Here is a 23,291-nt window from a genome sequence, read left to right as displayed (position 1 = left end):
ATTTTCCTATTTTAGGAGACAATCAAACCCAAACACCAAAAATATGTTGCTACTTTCAGATTTATCATCAAAAGTAAGCGCTCTCCTTGTTAAAATCGGTTTTTCAGAAGAAACCTTAAATGCCCTTTACAACGTTGATTCCTATTTTGTATTTAAATGGTTATCGTTTTTGGTCATTCCAACTCTGGTTATGATCGTTTTTGTACAAAAAAGAAAGCTTTATGGATACAAACGCAGGTTCGGGCGTATTTAATATTCTACTTGCTGGAGATTATTAACGAAAAGACATTAAAGAAAAAAAGCCCCAATGGGGCTTTTTCTGTGGTGATGGCCGGGATCGAACCAGCGACACAAGGATTTTCAGTCCTTTGCTCTACCAACTGAGCTACATCACCTTTCGGTGTTTTGTGGTGATGGCCGGGATCGAACCAGCGACACAAGGATTTTCAGTCCTTTGCTCTACCAACTGAGCTACATCACCTCCTTTAACAAACCTCTTTAAGAGAATCTTTTTGGGTTTGTTTTGGGACTGCAAATGTAGTATCTTTTTGTTCAAATCAAAAAGGTTTTTCGCATTTTTAATACAGTTTACCCTTAAGTATCAGATTATCTGCACAAATAATTTTACCAAAACTGGTATATTTAAATTAAAAAGTAATCCAAACAAAAGAATATTTAATAATCACATTAAGACAAACCAGCAATTTATATCGATTCTAAGTAGAAAATAGACCGTTTTAAAAATTGGTTTATTTTTATGAATTATTATTTTAGCGACATACTCTGATCAAAAAACCTTATGCTTGAACAGCTATTATTCGTACTCATTGCAATAGCCGCTATTTGGCTTTTTGCACGTAATGTAAAAACAATCCGAAGGAATATTTTACTAGGAAAAGACATTGATCGTTCCGACAACCCTTCCGAACGCTGGAGAACAATGGCGATGGTAGCCTTAGGACAGTCGAAAATGATGACTAGACCTATTGCCGGATTCTTCCATATCCTGATTTATGCAGGATTTATTATCATTAACATTGAAGTCTTGGAAATTATTATTGATGGAATATTCGGCACACACCGTATTTTATCCTTTGCCGGAGGGCTCTATAATTTCCTTATTGGTTCATTTGAATTTCTGGCCGTAGGCGTATTATTAGCCTGCATAATCTTTCTAATTCGACGAAACATAATTCATTTAAAACGCTTTTCTGGAGTTGAGATGAAAGGTTGGCCAGTAAGTGATGCCAATTATATCCTTATTGCCGAAATACTACTAATGACTGCTTTTTTGTTGATGAATGCAACCGACAACAAACTTCAACAACTAGAAGCCGCGCATTACCATACAGCAGGATCTTTTCCCGTTACTTCAGCTTTAGCATCCCTATTACCAAATAATGAATCAACATTAGTGCTTATCGAGCGTACATGTTGGTGGTTTCATATTGTAGGAATTTTCGCTTTTCTGAATTATATCCCTTACTCAAAGCACTTCCATATTGTACTTGCATTTCCGAACACATGGTATTCCAACCTAAATAATAAAGGCAAATTCAACAACATGACTTCAGTTACCAATGAAGTAAAGGCAATGCTTGACCCAAGCTTTACTCCCCCTGCAGATGCCACACCTGGTCGCTTTGGAGCAAAGGATGTAACAGATTTGACATGGGTTAACTTACTTAATGCTTATTCATGTACTGAATGTGGGCGCTGTACTTCTAACTGTCCTGCTAACATGACTGGCAAATTACTTTCTCCACGCAAAATCATGATGGATACTCGCGACAGATTAGAAGAAGTGGGCAACAATATTGATAAACATGGCAAAGATTATCAGGACGGCAAAGCTTTATTAGGTGACTATATAACACCTGAAGAACTATGGGCTTGTACAACTTGTAATGCATGTACTGAGGCTTGCCCGGTGAACATTGATCCACTTTCTATTATTGTTGAATTACGTCGCTATTTAGTAATGGAAGAATCAAATGCTCCGTCCAGCATTAATAATATGTTTGGAAATATTGAAAACAACCAAGCTCCTTGGAAATATTCTCCAGCTGACCGTACAAATTGGATTAACAATTAAACCGTGTATAAGACTTGACAGTTGAAATAAAATGAGCAAAAATCTATTCTTATACTCATCTATTAAGAGATAACTAATGAACGAATTACATATAAAAACCATGGCCGATTATATGGCCGCAGGGGAAGAGCCTGAAATATTATTTTGGGTTGGTTGTGCAGGAAGTTTTGATGAACGCGCGCAAAAAATCACAAAAGCAGTTGCCACAATTTTAAATAACATAGGAATCAAATTTGCCATTTTAGGGACAGAAGAAAGCTGCACCGGCGACCCTGCAAAACGTGCCGGCAATGAGTTTCTGTTTCAAATGATGGCGATGACAAATATCGAGTTGTTAAATGCCTATAATATCAAAAAAATAGTAACGGCTTGCCCACATTGCTTCAACACACTTAAAAACGAATATCCAGGCTTAGGAGGCAATTACGAAGTAATTCACCACTCTCAACTCATTCAACAGTTCATTAATGAGGGGCGTCTTAAAATTGAAAATGGAGAGACGTTTAAAGGAAAAAAGATCACCTATCATGACCCTTGTTATTTAGGCAGAGCAAACGGCGTTTATGAAGCTCCGCGTGCTGTGATTGAACAGTTGGACGCAGAACTAACAGAAATGAAGCGCTGCAGAAGCAACGGTTTATGCTGTGGAGCCGGCGGCGCACAAATGTTTAAGGAACCTGAAAAAGGCAATAAAGACATTAATATTGAACGTACAGAAGAAGCATTAGCATTAAAGCCTGATGTTATTGCTGTATCATGCCCATTTTGCATGACTATGATCAGAGATGGGGTAAAACTAGCAGAAAAGGAAGAGATAGTGCAAGTATTGGATATTGCAGAAATTGCTACCAAGGCAAACGGCTGGACCTAATTTAAACTACTATTTGGCATCACAAAAGAGCTCATGGTGAATACATGAGCTCTTTTCTTTATTAGCTTTAGAGAAAGTATTTAAAAAAAAGCTGTTTAAAAAAACTAAACAGCCTTAAAATGTTTTTGAATAGGTACTCAAACCTGAGTAACTGGTAGTTTCGCTAACAGCATCCGAAGATTTGGTGAGGTCGCAATAAACTGGCGGTAAAAATACATTTTGTAAAATAGGGGCACAATACCTACTTTTAGGTATTTTTTTACTCATTGATAATTTAAAGTGAACTCTAAAATCATTGCAGTTTATCCATTGCTAAACGAATACGCCATTCTTTAGGGTAATAATTATTAAAACGGTGTCCCACTTTTTTAACCCATCCTAATCCTAATCCATTATACAAAATTCTATTCCATCCGTCTTGTGCATTACTAAACACCAGATCATCCTTACGTAAGAATTTTAATGCATCTTCTTTAGTTACAGATATCTCAGGAAAATACTTATCATTTAAACCAATAAATAATGCCAGTGCATGATCTGGCCGTAACTCTTTCTTTGTAACTTGACCTATTGACACCCCTGCATAATTAACATCAAGAGCATCAAAAAGATACTCGATCTCTCTAGTTTTTAAAGCAGGAAACGCCATAACTTCTTCACCTTTGGCATACAACTTCCATTGATCAAAGTTATTTAAGATCTCATTAAACATGCCTGACTTATCATCCATTGGAATTAACGTGGTTTTACCTCGTTTTTTGGGAAACTTAAATTCATTCTGAGTCCCGCCTTTTTTTCTTACCACCGCTAAGAAGAAACCTTCACCTTCTGCTTTATGTGGATAAAAACGATATCCGATACATTTTGAGTATTCCGTTTCCTTCACACACCAGTCCGGATTTAAATTAAGCTTTACATTTTCAGCATCATACTGATCGCAAACCCATGCAAGATTATGTTCGTTTTCCTCCAAACTATATGTGCAAGTACTGTAAACCAAAATGCCTCCAGGTTTTAAAGCAGGCCAAATATCAGCCAAAATCCTTTTTTGACGCTGAGCGCACAATTGTACATTTTCTTCTGACCACTCTCCTATTGCGTTCTGATTCTTACGAAACATGCCTTCTCCTGAACAAGGTGCATCAACAACAATACAATCAAAAAAAGATTTGACTTCTTTAAAGTCCTTTGGATCGTTATTGGTAACAACAACATTCCCGGTGCCCCACTTTTGAATATTCTCAGCCAAAATGGTAACCCTGCTTTTGATAACTTCATTTGACACTAACAATCCGTTGGAAAATAGCGAGGCCAAATGAGTTGACTTCCCTCCAGGTGCTGCACATAAATCAAGAACATTTAAGCCTTCGCGCTCTGGCAAGGCTTGTAAAATTGCCTGCTCAAGAAACATAGAACTTGCCTCTTGTACATAATATCCTCCACCATGCAATAAGGGATCTGCAGTAAACAAGGGCCGAGCGGGCAAATAATATCCTGTTTGTGTCCAGGGTATTGATTTGAAAGCAATATCAAAAGGGTATTTATATTGATTAATGCGAATGCTAACGGGCGACTCTGAACTCAAAGCCTCAATAAATTGATCGAGTTCCGGGCCCAAAAATTCAGTCATGCGTAATTTAAATGGAGGAGGTAGTTTCATAGCCAAATATAACTTAATAAAACCTTGTTGAGGGAAAAATGAGGGCAAAATAAAACCCTTGGCTACTTTTTTCTGTTACCATTAACGATAAGCATATTTTCAGGTAAAAGCAATATCAATTATCTCTATCATTATCTTTGCATTATGAATATATTTAATGACTCTTCAAGAGTTTGGATTTATCAGTCTAACCGTGAATTAACGGCTGGTGAAACTCTAGAATTAGAACAAAAGCTTAATCAGTTTACAATTGAGTGGACAGCTCATGATAATCTTTTGAAAGCTCATAGCGAAGTAAAGTATAACCGATTTATTATTTTGATGGTTGACGAAGCTCAACATAATGCAAGCGGCTGTTCTATTGACAAATCAGTAAGATTGATGAAAGAGATTGAGCAATTGTTTAAGATCAATCTTTTTGACAGATTTAACATTGCATTCCGCAGCGAACACAAAGTGGAATCTGTTTCGAGGGAAGAGTTTGAAGAATTACTAAAAAACAAAACTGTTGGTTTGGAAACAATAGTATTTAACAATCTTGTTTCTACTAAAAAGGAATTTGAAACTAAATGGGAAATAGCTTTAAAAGATAGCTGGCATAATCAAGTTTTTGCGAGTGCACTAGAGCTTTAATTTTCACCTCAACAAGTAAAGCAAAAACGCTTGTAAAGCAACAAAAAAAACACTGAAAATGATATAATAAACTTTTGGTTGGTAATTATTCCTTTTGATCTTCATAAATTATAATGAACCGACCAAGTTTATAACAAATTGAACTAGTAAAAAATACCAACTTCTTGGTATTTTTTACATAAAAAAGCAGCTCATGAGTTAACGTTCATGAGCTGCTTTTTTATATTATAAACACTTGTAAATGTTATTCAAATTCAATTGGCCCCAAAATTCTCATAAACCGCATAATTCGTTTAATTTTTCTTTTTACCTGTGAAGAGGGCTTTATTGGAGACCATTTTAACGGACTAGGTAAAATTGCAGCAATAGAAGCGGCCTCTCGTTTTGACAAATCAATAGCGGATTTATTATAATATTCCCTGGAGGCAGCTTCTGCACCATATATCCCATCTCCCATCTCAATAACATTTAAATACACTTCCATTATCCTTTTCTTCGACCAAAATATCTCAATCAAGAAAGTAAAATATGCTTCAAACCCTTTACGAATGTAGGAACGACCTGACCATAGGAATACATTTTTTGCAACTTGTTGCGAAATTGTGCTTCCTCCCTTTACTTTTTTACCCTTCTTTTTAGCATTATACACCCATGCCTTTTGTATTGCATCCCAATCAAAACCCATGTGCTCCATGAACAACTGATCCTCTGAAGCCACTACAGCACGTTTAAGATTCGATGAGATTTGATTGAATGCAACCCAGTCTTTCTCCAATTTCATTTCTTTACCATCAGTTTTTTGTTCAAAACAACGCTGAATCTGCAAGAAAGTAATCGGCACAGGAATAAAACGGTATACAATAACCCATAAAATAGTTACAGCGAAAAACCAAAGTGCTGACTTCCCTAAAAAACGAAAGACTTTTGACATAATGAGGCAAAAATAAGAATTGAGATGAGGCTGCAAATCATTAATTAAAAATAGGGGGATTAAACAACTGCATGTGTTTCTATTGCTTGCAATTCTATCTTCCCAGAAATATTACACATTGCCGCTATTTCTGTTGTAATTTTTTCCAACTGAGAACGGATTAAATCAAGATCTGTAAGTTGATACTCAATCTCTTTTTGCTTTTTTGGATCGTTTTCAGGATTGCTTTCCTTTACCCTAACTACTTTCTGTTCAATTTCAAGAAAAAACCTGGTAAATGTATGTCGCACGCAAATTAACTGATCCTGTTCAATTGCCTCTGCCAAATCATTTAGAAGACTTCCTGATTCTTCAATTAAACTAAATGTAATTGGGTATTCAAACTGCTTTCTAATTCCCGGTAAAATTGCTCCAAAAGAAGTAATCTCTCGAGTTAGCTTCGCATTATAATAAGCTAACTCTTCTCCTAACTTCAAATTCACTTTACTAGCTCCAGGCTCGTATTTAATTCGTTTCAAAGCTTCTGCCATATTCAAATTGGCCACTTCTGCTTTTCGCCTTAAAGCAATTAAACGAGCATGAAAACCTGTTTTTTCTTTAAACTCATGCCCTACTTGCAATAGATAAGCCTTATTGGCAATAAGTGCTTTTGCCAAGTATTGATTAAGCCTTATATGTTCCCATTTGGGCCAAAGCAAATAAGCCGATGCAACGGCAATAACTCCGCCCAAAACAGTGTTCATCACCCGGTAAAACCCAATATGCCAATCATAAGGTAGAGTTAAATCTATAAGAGCAACAAGCTCAATTGTTAAAAAGAAAACTGCAAGAGCATAATTACGCGACACGAAATAAAGGTATAGAAACAAACAAATGGCAATTATTATAAAAACAATGTAATGAAACTGAACAAAGTGAATTATTAAACTGCCGACCATGACACCGCCTAAAGTTCCTAACAAACGATCCCAAGCTTTTAAACGGGTAGAACTATAGTCGGGTTGCAGCACTACCATTATTGTTAGAGATATCCAATATCCTCTGGGAATATCAAAAAAATAAAATAAGAAAATACCCAGAACTGCAATTACCGCCAAGCGCAAACTATGCCTAAACAATTCAGAATCTGCCGTAAACTCTGAAATCGTATTTCTCCATTGTGTGCGAATAGATATTGCCGGCTGAAAATGGGTAATAAATGAAAGTTGCTTTCTTTTTTCATCAATACGTTCCGCCCATGATAATGCAGTATGCAGATAACGAACTGAAAGTTCAAACATGTTTATTACTTTAAGAACTTCCACCTTATCATACAAAGGTAAACCTGCGGCATCAAGTCGCTTACGAATGATAACAATCATATTCTCTACTCGCTGGATGCGTATTTTTAACAATTCCTCATCCTCAGCTGATCTAGATAATAAATAATGAGAAACCGTTGAACCTGCAAGCTCTAATGATTGAAAAGTATTATTTAAAGTAGGTAAGATGAACCGCAAGCGCTCATGCTTATTGATCTCATTCATCTCATAAAAAAGGGCCATAGCCGTAGAGCCAAATCTTGAGCCTGCCCTTACCACTTTCAACAACTCTCGCCTAACTGAAACGAGCTTAGAGTCTCCTTTGCGCAAATAAGGTAGTAAGCCATTTATTGCCAGTCTTAGGTTTACTTCTTCATCATTAAGCCTAGATTCTGCCTCCCGTTCATCAATGGTTGCCAGATTCGGTATCATTCCCATCATACCGGCACCAACTGTCCATGGTTTAGAGATGGCTACATCATAAGGTAGCATAGGCTTAAGAAACCAAAGAATGAGTACTCTTAATATAATTGCCAATAAACCGCCCAGTGAAACAGCAAAAGCTCTATGCAAGGCCGATTCGATGGTATTGGGACCATTCAACGAAAGTAAAAACAATACAACCGCAAGAGTTCCTAAAGTAAGTCCATGGTCTCCCAACCCACGGGCCATCCCCGACAAGAATGCAACAATCAACAGGAATGCCATAGCGGTTGCCATATTTCCTCCTGCAATGGTTCCTAAAAATGCGGCGATGGATACGGCCAAAGATCCTAAAATAATCACCCATAAACGTTGAGCAAAAGACCCCGTTACACGCGCCCAGGAAATCAGTTCAGCAGCAAGTCCTCCAAATACGGCCAAATGTATATATCCGATCCTTTCAGCAACAATAAGAAAGGATACTAACGAAATCATGGAAATCAGTGCGCGGGTGATATCCGGATTTTGCTGTTCTCGTTGAATAAACGTGCGGGGGTTGGATATATATGTTTTTAAAAGCACTTAGATAGCAATTTATGATGTGTTATAATCGACCTTAAATTATATAGAAGGAAGGAAAAATAAAAGGTCACAAAAAAGAAAAGGTGCCTGAATCAATCAGGCACCTTTTCAAGTAAAGAGTTTCAAAGTTATTCAGCAACAACTTCAAAAGGCACCTGAACTTTAACTTCTTTGTGCAGGTTTACGTTAGCAACGTACTCTCCAATGAATTTAACGTCAGTTTCGAAAGTGATCTTACGACGATCAACTTCAAAGCCTAATTTTTTAATAGCCTCAGCTACTTGTAATGCGTTTACAGCACCAAAGATTTTACCGCTTTCACCGGCTTTAGCACCGATTGTAAGCTTCACATCTTTTAAGCCTGTAGCAATAGCTTCAGCATCTTTTTTCAATTTATCTTGTTTGAACGCAATTTGGCGTAAGTTTTCAGCCAAAATTTTGCGATTACTTTCGTTCGCGATAACTGCAAAACCTTGAGGAATTAAATAGTTACGTGCGTAACCAGGTTTCACATTTACGATATCGTCTTTTTCGCCTAGCGCTTTAACGTCTTGTTTTAAAATTACTTCCATTGTAGCGCCTCCTTATTTTAAACCATCGGTTACGTAAGGCAAAATAGCGATATGACGGGCACGTTTAACGGCCTGAGCTACTTTGCGTTGGAATTTTAACGAAGTACCTGTTAAACGACGAGGTAATACTTTACCTTGCTCATTAACAAATTTTAACAGGAAGTTAGCATCTTTGTAGTCGATGTACTTGATACCATTTTTCTTGAAACGGCAGTACTTTTTGCGGTTATCCTCAACTTTTGGAGGAGTAACGTATGAAATGTTTTGATTAGCCATTATGCAACCTCCCCTTCAGTTTTTTTAGCTTTAGGAGCAAACTCGCCTTTACGTTTACGCTCAGCATAAGCAACAGAGTGTTTGTCTAACGCAATGGTTAGGAAACGCATAACACGCTCATCACGTTTGTACTCCACTTCTAATTTGTTAATTAACTCGCCTGAAGCCTTAAACTCAGTTACAGTGTAGTAACCAGTAGTTTTTTTCTGGATTGGGTAAGCCAGTTTTTTCAAACCCCAATTGTCTTCGTGGACAATCTCGGCTCCGTTATCAGTCAGGATTTTCCTGAATTTGGCAACAACTTCTTTCGAAGCTTCTTCTGATAACAACGGGGTAAGAACGATTACGGTTTCGTAATTCTTCATTTGTTGTTTAAATATTTTAGTTATTTCCCATTTACGGGGCTGCAAATGTAGCTATTTAATTTTGATTTTCAAGCATCTCACCAAAAAACTAACAGCTATCCACCCTTCAAGAACGGGCTATTATATATAAGGCGTAAACTTACTTTTTCAAAGGCCCTAAAAGGCTAATCAATTACGCTAGAATATAACCAGTTATAAAACCTTACCACTGATCAATTGTTCTAAATAAGGTTGATGGGGTATTAATCAGAATTGACATAATTAGACTCCTCGCTTTTAAACTTCTTTCGCATCACTCTCACTCAAATCATCAACCTATAAAAATATTACAGATAACCTGTAACAAAAATTCATTAGCACAGACTAATTGAATATAAAAATGGTAGCAGTATGGGCAATTTACAACATTGGCAAAATGAGCCGGTTTTTTATCGCCCTAAAACACAAAAAAGAATTTTGCCCAACCCTATCAAAACAGAATTATAATCAACTGAAAAACACAATAATATGACACAAATTCCAGTAATACCGACGTTACAACAACACAATAGTCATGTTACAAAAAAAATGCAATCGGGTGCAACCTATTGATGTAAATTTGGGTCATAGTACTAAACGAATTATTTGAAAACTAACAACTTAACACGATATGAAAACGCTATTTAAAACCGTAACTGTTGTAAGTATCGCAACGTTAACTGCCATAGGAACAACTAAATTAAATATCAATACCTATAGTGGTACTACAAAAAAACAAGAAAACACCAGTGCTCTGAATATTTACATTCCTAAAGAATCAAAAATTAAAGTAATGGCAACTGAAGCAGCCGCAATTACTTCAGCTGAAAGAAAAATAATTGCCGACAATATGAAGGTTGCTTCTGATTTAGAGACAACAAACTTACTTACCCCGGCACAAACCAAAACAAAAGCAGGGTTTTATTTTACTCCTGCTTCAGAAATTGAAGTAGCTCTAGAACCTGTTTCTGCTGAAGATCAAAAATTTAATGAGTTAATAAAATTTAAACCTGCTGATATTGATGTTAATGAAGCAGTATTAAATAGTGTAATAGCATTTGTTCCAAGTGAAATTGCAGTTGAAGAAATTGTTGAACCTGTAAGCTTTGAGCAATTAATTAAGTTCAGTCCTTCTGCAAATGATTATGATGAGATTATTGAGCCAGCTTCTTCATTCAAAGAATTGATCAAATTCAAGCCTTCAAATGTAATAATCTCTGAAATTGAAGAGCCTGTTGATTTCACAGAGATGATTAAATTCAAACCCATTGTGGATGAAAACCAATTAGTAGTAGAACCTACAGATAATTGTAACTCAACATTGGTAACTAAATAAATCAAGAACAAGAGTTAAGTAACTCCCATTTTACAAAGAGGTAAAGCAAATGCTTTACCTCTTTGTTTTTTAAGCACTTATCAAACTCTCTATTTAGTTATAACCTCCTCAAGCTTTAAGAAAGCGTCAAACTTTACTTTAAGGATAGTATATTTAGGTGAACAGCTTAAATTAAGTACTATAATAAGAGTTAATGATTCACTTACCTCATTTAATTACAGACTTAGCTCTCATCCTGGCTTCTGCGGGTGTAACAATTCTTGTTTTTAAAAACTCAAACAGCCTTGTGGTACTGGCTTTGATTGCTGAGCCGGTTTATAATGCTATCGATCAAATTTTACCACCCAAAGTTCGCGATTCGCTTGCCAGGTATAGTTCAGGTGCTCAAAGTATCTCCCAAACCAATAATTGGAAAGAATTTCTTAAAAGATACCTTACCACAATTATTAGCAATTCCATTATCATTACAGGAATACTTTTCTCTGTCAAATATTTGGCACCAAAAAATAAGCACTGAAATTACAGACAGAGGCTACGGACAATTAGCCATTATTATTGCAATAGCATTAATGGCATCTTTTCTATGGGCCCTGTCTGTAAAAAGAATACACAGTACCGCCTACAAACAGCTTTGGATGGACACTAAATATAATCGAAGGTCACTGATTACCCTTGAAATAATAAGAATATTGTTAGCAATAATTTTCATTGGAACATTAATTGATCAATTCTATTCAACAAATGCCGCAATAATTTCAGCTGTGACCGTTTTCGGTATTAGTGCAATGATTTTCTCAAAGAGACTACAATCTTTTTACTCCAAAATAGAATCTCGTTTCCTGGCCAATTTGAATGACCGTGAGATTTGTGAGGCTGCCAAACGTTCAGACGACCTTATGCCTAGGGATTCACATCTTGCATTTTTCACTGTAAATCCGGAATCTGCTGCAGTTGGAAAAACTTTAATTGATCTGGCATTAAGAGAACAATTTGGAGTAAACGTTGCAATGATTGAACGTGGGACAAAAAAAATTAAGATTCCTGAAAAAATTGAGCGTATTTTCCCATACGACCGCATTGCAGTTATTGGCACTGATGATCAACTCAAGGGCTTCGAGAAATTTATCGAAACTATTCCACTAAGCAAGGAGTTTGAAAACACTGAAAATGAGCAGGAAATATCACTGCAACAAATAACAATCAGCAATCATTCTCCGCTTTTAGGAAAAACTATTAAAAGTTCAGGCATCAAAGAAAATGCTCGGAGTCTAATCGTTGGTATTGAACGATAAAACGAACGAATTCTTAATCCTGAAAGTTCATTTCAGTTCGAAAAAGGAGATATTATTTGGATTGTTGGTGATAAAAAACTCATCAAGGCAGTAACCAAACCTGGCAATACTGTAGTAAATTAACACCTATCAAAAACTAGACTTGCAGTTAGCTCAAACTATTTCTATTTTCGTTGCGGATGGAAAACTTCATTGTATCGGCTCGTAAGTACAGACCCGACAAGTTTAATAGTGTTGTAGGTCAGGCGCATATTACCAATACGCTAAAAAACGCAATTAAAACAGGCCAACTAGCTCAGGCCTTTTTATTCTGTGGACCTCGAGGTGTTGGTAAAACTACCTGTGCCCGTGTACTGGCGAAAACCATCAATTGCCAATCGCCTACTGCCGATTATGAAGCTTGTGGTGAATGCGAATCATGCCTTTCATTTAAGCATGGAAGCTCCATGAACATTCACGAGCTTGACGCTGCATCTAACAATTCAGTAGAAGACATCAGAAGCCTGGTTGAACAAGTGCGTTATGCACCGCAAGCAGGAAAGTACAAGATCTACATCATCGACGAGGTGCATATGCTTTCAACCAGCGCATTCAACGCCTTTCTGAAAACATTGGAAGAACCTCCCTCGTATGCAATCTTTATTTTGGCAACAACTGAAAAGCACAAAATTCTTCCTACAATTTTGTCGCGTTGTCAAATTTTTGACTTTAATAGAATTAAGGTTGAAGACATTGCTCACCACCTTGAATACATAGCTAAGACCGAGAATATTAGTTACGAGCCTGATGCTCTACACATTATTGCCCAAAAAGCAGATGGAGCATTACGTGATGCATGTTCAATGTTCGATCAAATCACTTCGTTTTCACAGGGGAATATCACATATAAAGCCGCTATTGATAACCTTAACATCCTTGATTATGATTATTATTTCAGGGTAACAGATGCTCTTTTAGCGGAAGATATCACCAAAAGTTTATTGATTTTTGATGAGATTTTAGACAAAGGTTTTGATGGCAACAACTTTATTAATGGTTTATGCAATCATTTCCGTGATTTATTGGTTTGCAAAGATTCTGCTACCATTAAACTGTTAGAAGTAAGCGAAGGGATTAAGCAAAAATATTTGGAGCAATCACAAAAAGCTCCGGTGTCATTTTTATTATCAGGTTTAAACATCGGCAATCAGGCCGACTTAAACTATAAAGGAAGTAAAAATCAACGTTTACAGGTTGAGCTTGCCTTAATGAAAATGTGTCATATACGAGCTGCCCTTAACTTATCAAATGGACAACTTCCGCAAGCGGAGGTAAAAAAAAAACCTGATACCGTAACAACAAACATTGATACTCAAAGTAGTTCTACTGTTTCAAATCCCAATCCAGCACCTAAGGCTGACAATAAAGTTAATGATCAAGCACCTATTGTTGCAGCTTCTAAAGAATCAAAACAACCGGCTGCTTCTGTTGCCAAAACTCCAATATCAACAGGAATTCCATCTTTGAAAATTCCTTCCATAAAGAATTTGAGTAGCAATACACCAAGTTCCATAGAGGAAGAAGTGGTAATTCCGAGTCCAACCGAATACCAAGAGGTAAAAGGTAATCAGCCGTTTACACAAGAACAATTACTTCGCTACTGGAATGAGTATGCAGAACAAGCTCAAAACGAGTCAAAAATTGGTTTGCATACAATAATGACGGTAAACAAGCCGAAGCTTCGTCCAGATTATTCTATTGAAGTAACTGTAATCGATAAATACCAGACTGATATTATTCAGTCTGAACAAGTGCACATGTTGCGGTTTTTAAAGAACAAATTACAGAATAGTGGAATTAAGATTGATGCTGTTATAGGTCAAGGAGAGGAACAAGTAAAGAAAACACTTTATACTTCTACTGATAAGTTTAAATACCTTGCAGATAAAAATCCAAACTTGCTTGAACTTAGAAGACGTTTGGATCTAGAAATTGACTTTTAGGATTTAAAAAGATCTATAAATAAAAATGGGGCAAGAATTTAGCCCCATTTTTTTTATTCTGTATTTCAGAAAATCATGCATTTAACCTACTTAGTTCTTCTTCAGTAAATTGTCGGAAAGAAAAGCGATATCCTTGATAAACTGCAATTGCATAAAATAACAAATCAATAACGCCAAAGGTTTCGGTGAGCACATCAACAATTATACTCATATTTGTATTTACTAAAATTTGAATGTAACTGACATTTTCCTGGTTGGCAAAAACCGCAACAGCACTAAAAAAGTTTCCCATCAAACATCCAATCAAGGCAAAAACAGCCCCAATTATACCAAAAATCACGTCAATACCTCTACCTACAACCCTATTGGCGTATCCAATCAGAAATCCCACTCCTACAGCCATGTATCCAATTTGATAATTGGTAAGGACCGTAATTGCAGCCCAAATAATAGCACCAACAAAAGCTGCTACAACACATCCCATAATTCCACCAAACAAGTTTTGTTCAGCTTTTTTACGCTCCGTAAAATCGGTAATTCTTTCATCTGAAAGCGATGCACTTTGCAATACTACAGGTTGCCCTATCTCTACGTTTTCATTCTCCATAGTTAATAATTTTAAGTTGTAATTAACCCAAAAAAGTCATTAGCCTCAATTTCTAATGACCGCCATTAGAAATTAAGAGTGTTAACTTGTTGATAACTATTGGTTTTATACCAATGTAAATTGGAGGAAATTGCAGTAAGTAAAACTTATTTGAACTTGGACCTGAAAATTGACTTTACAGACAAAGAAATAACTCCTTGGTCGGGTATTATTTTGATGAAAAAAATGTTGGACAGGATGGATTTTGAAGCTGCATTGGATCAGTTGCCATTGCCAGCCCCAGGGTCAAACCGGGGGTATTCTCCGCATCAACTCATCCAACAGTTTATGACCAGTATATGGTGTGGGGCCAACAAGTTTGAACATTGCGAGGTAACGCGCCATGATGCGGCCATGAAACAATGCTGGGGTTTCAAACAAATGGCAGGCAGTAAAGCCATCCAGCGCTTTTTCAACAAACATACCCTGGCCACCAACCAGCAGATCTTCACCCCTTTATACCAATGGTTTTTTGGCAATCTGCAGTATGATAATTACACGCTGGATGTCGACTCCACCATCCTTACCCGATACGGCGGGCAACAGGGTAGTAAAAAAGGATACAACCCCCTTAAGCCCGGCCGCAACAGTCATCATCCTTTAATCGCCTTTATAGAGGAAACAAAAATGGTCGCCAACTTTTGGCTGCGAAGCGGCGACAGCTATACGAGCAATAATTTTCAGGGCTTTTTAGCCGATACGATCGAAAAACTAAACGGTAAAAAAATAGGCTTATTCAGGGCCGACAGTGGATTTTACGGTAAAGAAGTATTTGAGTATCTGGAGCAAAGTCCACAAGTGGGCAACTACATCATTGCCGCCCGGCAGTACAAACCGATCCAACAAAAACTCGCCGCACAACACCTGTGGGTAAAAGTTACTGCTGGTATCGAAGTGGCCGAAAGCACTTATCAAAGTCCCCTGTGGGATCAACCCAGAAGGCTGGTCATGGTCCGCCAGCAAGTCAGTGAACGCCCCTGTGCAACGGGCAAAACGCTGAAACTATTTGAAGACGAGGGCATTTATAAAAATTACCGCTACAGTTGTTTTGTCACCGATTTAACCCTGCCGGCACTTCAGGTGTGGAATCTGTACCGGCAAAGGGCCAATTGCGAAAACCGGATCAAAGAACTGAAATACGATTTTGGGGCAGACAGCTTCAATCTTAAAAACTTTGATGCCACCGAAGCGGCCCTGAACTGGGTGATGATGGCCTATAACTTCATCAGCCTTTTCAGGCAGGTCGTGCTTAATACCCAAGTAGAACAACGCCTGAAAACATTACGCTACAAGGTGTTTGCCATTGGCGGGTATATGGTAAAAAACGGCAGCCAGAAAATCCTAAAACTGTCGCTGGCCATGAAACGAAGAGAATGGTTTACCGGCCTTTGGAATTGTAATAAAACATTTGACTTGACAAAAACTTAAATCCCTAATGACTTTTTTGGGATTAAATTAATAAACCTAAAATAAAAACACAATAAAGCTTAGTAACTAAATGTTTTCCACAGTTGGTTAACAAAACAAGAAACAATTATCACTTATTCTTTTTAACGGTGTCCTGTATCCCTTCCTCTTTATACTCTGTTTCCAATTCTTTTTCATCTTTTGTTTCTTTTCCCAATTTAACTCTGGGGTCATCACGGGTACCTGTAACAGTCATAGGTATTCCTAACAAACCAAACGGAGGCAAGCCCAATCTAAATTTAAGATTCAACTTTCCATCAAAGGTTGTCTGCCCTTCAATTTTAGGTCTGAACCCGGCTATTTTGAACTTTGTCGGCGAAACATGAATTACATTATTTTTAATAGATGTCTTTACTTCTACCTTCTTCAAGTTCGGATTATTGATATCTTCTCTCCCGGTACTTTTACTAACCGCGGTAAACATTTTTAAACCAGCAACTTTTACATCCTTGATTGATAATACACCGCTACCCTCCAAAGATGGATAAATTGGCATCATCTCTGCATTTAAACGCCCTTTCAACTGGTAATTCAACGAAATTATCCCCTGAGCCTTGGCTGCAGCCGGTGCTAAATCATGAAAAATCTTAATTTCTCGATAAGCTCTTTGAACATCAAAATCCTTGGCATCTATACTATACTCAAAAAAGGCACGTTTGGGGCTAAGGCTGCTATAAGAAGTATTCATAACAACCTTGCAGCCTATCAAATTAAAACCAGTCTCCTTCAAAAATAATTGCCCGTTATTTATAATCATTTGACCTTTGCAGCTATCTAAACTAAGCTCATTGAATTTAACTTTATTGACCAGTGCATTAAATGTCATGTTTAAGTTTTTAGGAACAATAACCACTCCGCTCTCCCCACTTGGAGCAGCAACAGTATCTCCTGAAAATGCCATAAATTCATCTACCAATAAATATTTAGATTTTAAATCAAAGGTTCCTACCAACAATTCATCTTTGAGTGTGTAATTAATGACGTTACTCATATAACCATTCAATGTAATATCAGATTGCCCGAACTGAGATTCAAATTGTTCAAACCATATTTTATCATCCTTAAACCTAAAAACACCAGTTTTAATCTCAAATGGCTTCGGAAAAATCTCAAAAATCAAGTTAATATTAGATAACTTTAATATTCCTGAATTATGTAAGCGGCTATAATTACCCTTTTGTGCATCACTTTGGCGGCCGCTCAAAGCAAAATTAGCATCGACCCTACCGCTAACATTTAAACCTTTTCTTGAAAAAACCTTATAAATTCTACCGAGGTCAATTTGCCCTTGCGCTTTTATACTGTAATCCAGGTCATCAAAATTTACCAAATTGGCACTAAGAGTAAATGGCTTTCCTTCAAATAAAAACGTTAAAGGCTGAATTACAACTTTCATATCACGCAAGGAACCACTGTTATTAGTTACTACTGATTGCACCTGGATATTTTCAATAGGATTCGGATAGTATTTGGTTTTTACCGATCCATCCTTTAATGAAATTTTGGCCTGAGTTTTAGGGTACTGTCTTTTTTGAGGATCATACTTCCCTTGAGTTGACACATCGAATTTGATCAATCCCTTTAAATCAATACTATCAAGTGGATAAACTTGCTTTAGGTCTGCCAGATTAAAATCAGCTTTTAAATTAGCCTCCATTGGAAAACCTTTAGCCCCATTGATTTTCAAAAACCCATTGATGAAGTTTTTACGAATATTGGCGTTCAGGTTCAAAATAGAGAATTTGGCATTTTGGATGTTATGATCCGGACAGCTGCCATTTAGATCAAAACTGATGTTATTAATTGATTGCGGCAATGAAGCATATTTAAAATAGCCGTATTTGAGCGAAGACTTAAGTGTAAACTTCGGCACACTCAATATTGCAGTATCCTTACGCATGCTATTGGGATCACGACCAATAAGGTACTGTCCATCTGCAAATAAATGCAAGCTATAACGTCCTCTGACAAGAAACTCACTGAAACCATAAGCCTTTTGCCACTTTTCCAAGTCAATTTCGGTATTAATATCTGCATAGATATAAGGATTTTCAAGTCCTTTTAACCTAATAATTGAACTGAAATAATCTTTATCAATGTTAAAAAACAATGAATCAATTTGCAGAAATGCATTATCGGGGTTAAGCATCGGCAAACGCACATCCATGTTCAAAAAAAGATTTTTAACAGGAGAAGGAACTTTCTGATTAGCAATCAGTCCGTTTCTAACCTTCATATTCAGATTAAAATCAGGCATCAACTTGGCATCTGAATTATACTTTCCTTTCAAACTTGCAACCACGTCAGTAATTCCATCCACCTGAGTTTTATCCAACCATTTTAGATACTCGGGAGGAAGTGCTGTGAATAAATCATAAAGATTCGCTCCCTTGGTCGTTAGGTTAAAATCCATATCATAACCCTCTTCCAAAAACTCAAACCTACCATTAAACTGAACCGGCAACTTATTTATTTTCAAATCATTCTTTTGAAACAACAGGGCTAAAGAAACAGTATTAATACGTGTTACCAAGTTAGCATTCACCTCCTTTCTCAAAAAGTAAGGAACACCGTCAAAGTAAAAATCCAACGAATCAACTTTTGCATTCGTATACAAATCAAACAAGTCCTTGCTTAAATCTCCTTTACCAACATATTTAAATCCTTTTGCATTGATAATCAATGGCAATGACTTATCGTTGTATACTAAATGGCTATTTTCAATTAAAATCTGCTCAATTTTCAACGACATGCTGGCGCTATCAGCTTTATTTGTTTTGGAAGTATCCTCACTTGCAACATAAACGTTATAGTTGGCTTCTCCGGCTTCATTAACTAAAATATTTATCTTGGCATTAGAAAGGTACACTTCATCGACCTGTAGGCTTTCCGCAAAAACGCTTTCAAGGTCGATTCCTAAGGCAATTTCTTTAGCTCCCACCAAAGTTTCGTTTGAATAAGGACGAGAACCATTTAAATTAAAATCATATAGAGTAAGTGTTAGTGCGGGAAAGTGGTTAAAAAAAGAAAGGCTGACATCAGAATAATTTAGCTCTCCCTTTAAGTTTTTATTTGCCCATTTTTTTATTTTTCCAGATACTGTATCCTTAAAAAAGAACGGCAAAATAAATAACAGCAAAAAGAAAGAAAGAAGTCCTATCCCGGTAAACTTTAATGTTTTAAACAAGATGCGGCGCAAATTTAAACTCATAAGGAAGAAAATATCTTAATAAGAAGAAAAACTTCAGCGACAAACAACAATGATTATACCATTAAATAAATTTACCTAAATAAAATTCATTTACACGGAATTAACTGGTAAAACCCTGTAAAACAAACCCAATACTCTAGTTTATTTTCAATGACTTTGCCGCGTTATTTTTAACCGGATAGGTAGCGATATAAATTATCATTGCAGCAATTGCAAACAAAACGCCAACAAGGCATACAGAGGCCCATTGATTCCAATTCCAAACCCACAACCCGATTGCCGATCCCAGCGCAGTACCAATAAAACTACCGGTCATGAACACAGTATTTAACCTATTGCGGGCTTCAGGAATTAAAGCATAAATACGCGTTTGGTTTGAAACATGAATGCTTTGCATGCCCAGATCAAGCACTACAATTCCAACTATTAACCCCAAAACACTTATTCTAAATAAATAAAACAATACAAACGACAATAACATGCATACTATACCAATCCCAATGGTTATTCGAGGATTACTTTTATCTGCTATCTTGCCTACCAAAGGAGCCATTAAAGCTCCGGCTCCAGCAGCCAAACCAAATAATCCGATGGTATTAGCATTGAAATGAAACGGTTCAGCTGAAAGCAACAGCACCATAGTTGTCCAAAACATACCAAAGCATGCAAATGCTAGAGAATTAATTGCGGTGGCTTCGCGCAAAACTCGTTGTTCTTTTACCAATTGAAACAATGAGCCCATAAGTTCAGCATATGACCCTCTAAACGTAGGAATACTTACAGGAAAAGCAAAAATCATAACAAAAGCCAATGCCAAACAGATTCCTGCCGCAATAAAAAACATTGCTCTCCAACCCCAAAATGCTCCAACAAAGCCACTTAAGGTTCTAGAGAGCAAAATACCGACCAACAGCCCGCTCATAATAACGCCAATAATTTTACCCCTTTGTTCAGGAGATGCCAAATTGGCGGCCATTGGAATTATTAATTGAGGAACCATTGAGGTAAATCCGATTAATAAGCCTGCTATTTTAAGAACCATTATATTTTGGGTGATAGCAGCTCCAACCAATGCAATAACAGAAGTGAGCGTCATCACAATAATTTGCTTTTTCCGCTCAATTTTATCACCCAAAGGAGTACAAAAGAACAGTCCCAATGCATACCCTAATTGTGTATAAAAATTAATTTGCCCGGCGTTACTTTCTGTAACATTAAACTCTCTACTAATTAAAACTACTAACGGCTGGCTATAGTAAATATTTGCCACAATAAGACCAGTAGCAGAAGCCATAAGCAACACCTGCCCTTTGTTTAAATGTTGAATCATTAACTTAATGGGAATGGATTAAAATCAATGTGGGACTACAAAGATAGAGTCATCTTACTCAAACCCGTAAATTGTAACAGGGTAATTGCTATATTGTTTTTAAATTAATTTAGAAGCACATGCAACACTCAGCATAAAAGTAGCGTCATAAAGCTAACTATCAACCCAATACAAATTCATTAAAACCTGCTATGAAACAATTGAAAAACTTCACACTTGCTTTACTATTAGGAGTCGGTATTACCAATATTGCATTTAGTCAAGATGCCCCAGGCATTAGCCCTAGCGTACGCGATTTTAATTCAATTGCTCTAGGAGGGCCGTTCAATGTAGTTGTTAAAATGGGCAATGAAGAATCAGTTAGAGTTGAGGCAACAAGCGAAGACGTAAAAGACATTATTGTTGAAGTAAAAGACCATACACTCCGTCTTAAGCTTAAAAACTCTTATCAAACCTGGAAAAAAAATTATCAAAAGATAAACATTTTTGTAACTGCCAAGCAGTTGAAAAACATTACAGTTGGAGGCTCTGGCTCACTAAAGGTTGAAAACGAAATAAAATCGGACGATATTGAGTTGACGGTGAGTGGCTCAGGTAGTATTCAAATATCTGTTAACACTTCATCGATTGAAAGTACTGTAAGTGGATCGGGAAGTATTCAAATTGCCGGAACCTCTGACCAATCGGATATTACAGTTAGCGGTTCAGGGACGTTTAAAGGGCAACAATTAAAAACATCAAAAGCTTCTGTGGTTATAAGTGGCTCAGGATCGGCAAGCATTCATACTGATGAGGAATTGAATGCTACAATTAGTGGTTCTGGTAGCGTAATATATTCTGGGTCTCCAACCAATGTTAATACGCATACCAGTGGTTCTGGGAAGGTTAGAAAAGCAGAATAAAATCATAAGAAAATAAAACATACATGAATTGGGAATTCACCAACGGCCATGAAAATTGTTACTACCTAAAACACTTCTCATGGAACAAGTTGTTGAATTTCCTCTTCAAATCGAACGTTGCTGTGGCTTAGACGTTCATCAAAAAACGGTTGTAGCAACCGTCAGGGGCACCGGTATTACAGAATGCACCCGTACGTTTCTCACCTTCACGCCGGATTTGGAATCCCTTTGTTACTGGCTTGAATCCTTAGGCGTTACCGATGTGGCCATGGAGAGTACCGGGATTTACTGGAAACCGATTTTTACGATTCTGGACACCCATTTCAGGGTCATCCTGGTCAATGCCCGGCATGTTAAAAATGTCCCTGGGCATAAAACCGACAAGAAGGATAGTGCCTGGATTGCCAAACTGCTGGCCAGTGGCTTACTAAAACCCAGTTTTATCCCCCAGCAATCTATTCGCGAACTCCGAGAATTGGTGCGCTACAAGAAAAAGCTCATTAATCAACGCGTAGGGCATGTGAACCGGCTTCATAAAGTTTTGCAGGATGGCAACATCAAGCTGGCCAGTGTGGTCAGCAATGTACGGGGAGTAAGTGCCACGGCGATGATAGAGGCCATTATTCAAGGCCTTACCGACCCCGAACAATTATACCAACTGGCCAAAGGAATGCTTAAAAACAAAAAAACAGAACTACTCAAAGCCCTGTCGGGACGCTTGACTGACCATCATCGGTTTATGCTATTCGCCATTAAAACTGCCATCAAGGAGGTCGACAATCAAATTGAAGTCATCCAAACTCGTATCGACCTGTACAAACAAGAGCATCGGGCAGTGGTGAACCGGTTAAAAACGGTACCGGGGATAAGCGAGGCCATCGCCATGAACCTTTTGGGAGAAATCGGACCGAATGTGCAGACGTTTCCCGATGAGCATCACCTGGCCTCCTGGGCCGGGGTCTGTCCGGGCAACAATGAAAGCGCCGGTAAAAAGAAAAGTGAGCGCACCGTAAAAGGCAACAAGCTCTTAAAAACCACATTGGTGGAGGCTGCTTGGTCAGCTGTGCATACCAAAAACACTTTTTATCAACGCAAGTATCATGCGCTGGTTGTCCGAAGGGGGCCGAAAAAAGCAATTGTGGCCATTGCGCATAAAATCATTAAAGCCGTCTATTTTATCTTAAAAGATCAGGTAGAATACAGGGAAGTGGACCTGCAACGCTGGGAAGCCAGAAAAAGGCAAACGCTTGAGGCATATTACCACAAGCGTTTGAACGAGCTCAGCCATCAATAAGGCTGTCTCAAAGTAATATAAAGATCGGGCTTTTATTGGTGATTATCAATCCTGTAAATAAAACTGATTTAATTCATTAAGAACCAACGGTTGTTGCCCTGAGC

The 23,291-nt window shown here is 37.4% G+C and carries 19 protein-coding genes and 2 tRNA genes; 10 read left to right on the top strand and 11 right to left on the bottom strand.

Translation table 11 applies throughout. The features are described 5' to 3' along the window. Positions 1-43: 43 nt before the first annotated feature. Entirely contained in the window at positions 44-253 is a 210-nt protein-coding gene (locus tag L2B55_RS05780) for a hypothetical protein (protein ID WP_237849549.1), read from the top strand. Between the two features lie 69 nt (positions 254-322). Here L2B55_RS05780 and L2B55_RS05775 read toward each other — a convergent pair. Both L2B55_RS05775 and L2B55_RS05770 read right to left on the bottom strand, forming a co-directional pair. Beyond that, a tRNA-Phe gene (locus L2B55_RS05775) sits at positions 323-395 on the bottom strand. Between the two features lie 13 nt (positions 396-408). Next, positions 409-481, bottom strand: a tRNA-Phe gene (locus L2B55_RS05770). 318 nt (positions 482-799) lie between these two features. Here L2B55_RS05770 and L2B55_RS05765 point away from each other — a divergent pair. After that, complete coding sequence (locus L2B55_RS05765) at positions 800-2,095, top strand: 4Fe-4S dicluster domain-containing protein (protein ID WP_237849546.1); 1,296 nt, start codon at positions 800-802, stop codon at positions 2,093-2,095. Positions 2,096-2,171: 76 nt separating this feature from the next. Beyond that, on the top strand, positions 2,172-2,966 hold the full coding sequence (locus L2B55_RS05760; RefSeq protein WP_237849544.1) for a (Fe-S)-binding protein: 795 nt from the start codon (positions 2,172-2,174) through the stop codon (positions 2,964-2,966). Between the two features lie 292 nt (positions 2,967-3,258). Here the strand turns inward: L2B55_RS05760 and L2B55_RS05755 are convergent, their stop codons facing one another. Further along, entirely contained in the window at positions 3,259-4,626 is a 1,368-nt protein-coding gene (locus L2B55_RS05755; RefSeq protein ID WP_237849541.1) for a methyltransferase RsmF C-terminal domain-like protein, read from the bottom strand. A 144-nt stretch (positions 4,627-4,770) separates the two neighbouring features. Here L2B55_RS05755 and L2B55_RS05750 point away from each other — a divergent pair, with 144 nt between their 5' ends. Beyond that, positions 4,771-5,259, top strand: a complete 489-nt coding sequence (locus L2B55_RS05750) for an ABC transporter ATPase (RefSeq protein WP_237849538.1) — start codon at positions 4,771-4,773, stop codon at positions 5,257-5,259. 244 nt (positions 5,260-5,503) lie between these two features. Here L2B55_RS05750 and mtgA read toward each other — a convergent pair whose 3' ends face one another. From mtgA to rpsF, 5 genes are all read right to left on the bottom strand, one after another. Continuing rightward, positions 5,504-6,190 (bottom strand): monofunctional biosynthetic peptidoglycan transglycosylase, encoded by a 687-nt coding sequence (gene mtgA, locus L2B55_RS05745; protein ID WP_237849535.1) that lies wholly within the window; start codon positions 6,188-6,190, stop codon positions 5,504-5,506. A gap of 59 nt (positions 6,191-6,249) precedes the next feature. Then, positions 6,250-8,496, bottom strand: coding sequence for an FUSC family protein (locus L2B55_RS05740; RefSeq protein ID WP_237849532.1), 2,247 nt, complete (start codon positions 8,494-8,496; stop codon positions 6,250-6,252). Between the two features lie 128 nt (positions 8,497-8,624). Further along, positions 8,625-9,068 carry a 50S ribosomal protein L9 gene (rplI, locus tag L2B55_RS05735; RefSeq protein ID WP_237849529.1) on the bottom strand — a complete coding sequence of 148 codons (444 nt, stop codon included), beginning with the start codon at positions 9,066-9,068 and terminating at the stop codon, positions 8,625-8,627. Between the two features lie 12 nt (positions 9,069-9,080). Next, positions 9,081-9,344, bottom strand: a complete 264-nt coding sequence (gene rpsR / locus L2B55_RS05730; RefSeq protein ID WP_237849526.1) for a 30S ribosomal protein S18 — start codon at positions 9,342-9,344, stop codon at positions 9,081-9,083. Beyond that, a complete protein-coding gene (gene rpsF / locus L2B55_RS05725) occupies positions 9,344-9,709 on the bottom strand; it encodes a 30S ribosomal protein S6 (RefSeq protein WP_237849523.1) in 366 nt (121 codons plus the stop codon). The genes rpsR and rpsF overlap by 1 nt, the downstream gene beginning before the upstream one ends. Positions 9,710-10,358: 649 nt before the next feature. On the opposite strand from rpsF, the gene L2B55_RS05720 reads away from it, so the two are divergent. The 3 genes from L2B55_RS05720 (at position 10,359) to L2B55_RS05710 (ending at position 14,337) form a co-directional block, all read left to right on the top strand. Further along, on the top strand, positions 10,359-11,063 hold the full coding sequence (locus L2B55_RS05720; RefSeq protein WP_237849520.1) for a hypothetical protein: 705 nt from the start codon (positions 10,359-10,361) through the stop codon (positions 11,061-11,063). A gap of 320 nt (positions 11,064-11,383) precedes the next feature. Beyond that, positions 11,384-12,355 carry a TrkA C-terminal domain-containing protein gene (locus L2B55_RS05715; protein WP_237849517.1) on the top strand — a complete coding sequence of 324 codons (972 nt, stop codon included), beginning with the start codon at positions 11,384-11,386 and terminating at the stop codon, positions 12,353-12,355. A gap of 179 nt (positions 12,356-12,534) precedes the next feature. Then, a complete protein-coding gene (locus L2B55_RS05710) occupies positions 12,535-14,337 on the top strand; it encodes a DNA polymerase III subunit gamma/tau (RefSeq protein ID WP_237849514.1) in 1,803 nt (600 codons plus the stop codon). 73 nt (positions 14,338-14,410) lie between these two features. On the opposite strand, the gene L2B55_RS05705 is transcribed toward L2B55_RS05710, so the two are convergent. Further along, a complete protein-coding gene (locus tag L2B55_RS05705) occupies positions 14,411-14,944 on the bottom strand; it encodes a hypothetical protein (RefSeq protein WP_237849511.1) in 534 nt (177 codons plus the stop codon). A gap of 120 nt (positions 14,945-15,064) precedes the next feature. Here L2B55_RS05705 and L2B55_RS05700 point away from each other — a divergent pair, with 120 nt between their 5' ends. Beyond that, positions 15,065-16,411, top strand: a complete 1,347-nt coding sequence (locus L2B55_RS05700; protein WP_237849508.1) for an IS1380 family transposase — start codon at positions 15,065-15,067, stop codon at positions 16,409-16,411. A 109-nt stretch (positions 16,412-16,520) separates the two neighbouring features. Here the strand turns inward: L2B55_RS05700 and L2B55_RS05695 are convergent, their stop codons facing one another. Together L2B55_RS05695 and L2B55_RS05690 are read right to left on the bottom strand one after the other, a co-directional pair. Then, positions 16,521-19,661 (bottom strand): AsmA family protein, encoded by a 3,141-nt coding sequence (locus L2B55_RS05695; protein ID WP_237849505.1) that lies wholly within the window; start codon positions 19,659-19,661, stop codon positions 16,521-16,523. A 136-nt stretch (positions 19,662-19,797) separates the two neighbouring features. Continuing rightward, a complete protein-coding gene (locus L2B55_RS05690; protein WP_237849503.1) occupies positions 19,798-20,991 on the bottom strand; it encodes an MFS transporter in 1,194 nt (397 codons plus the stop codon). Positions 20,992-21,182: 191 nt separating this feature from the next. On the opposite strand from L2B55_RS05690, the gene L2B55_RS05685 reads away from it, so the two are divergent. Together L2B55_RS05685 and L2B55_RS05680 are read left to right on the top strand one after the other, a co-directional pair. After that, positions 21,183-21,893: a head GIN domain-containing protein gene (locus L2B55_RS05685; RefSeq protein ID WP_237849500.1), complete on the top strand. Its 711-nt coding sequence runs from the start codon at positions 21,183-21,185 to the stop codon at positions 21,891-21,893. 79 nt (positions 21,894-21,972) lie between these two features. Continuing rightward, the gene (locus L2B55_RS05680) at positions 21,973-23,187 is read left to right on the top strand and encodes an IS110 family RNA-guided transposase (RefSeq protein WP_237849497.1); all 1,215 of its coding nucleotides are present in this window, start codon (positions 21,973-21,975) and stop codon (positions 23,185-23,187) included. Positions 23,188-23,291 lie beyond the last annotated feature (104 nt).

The organism is Solitalea lacus (assembly GCF_022014595.1).
Lineage (GTDB): Bacteria > Bacteroidota > Bacteroidia > Sphingobacteriales > Sphingobacteriaceae > Solitalea > Solitalea lacus.
The sequence above is the reverse complement of the archived record's forward strand: the minus strand, read 5'-3'. Positions and strand labels throughout refer to the sequence as shown.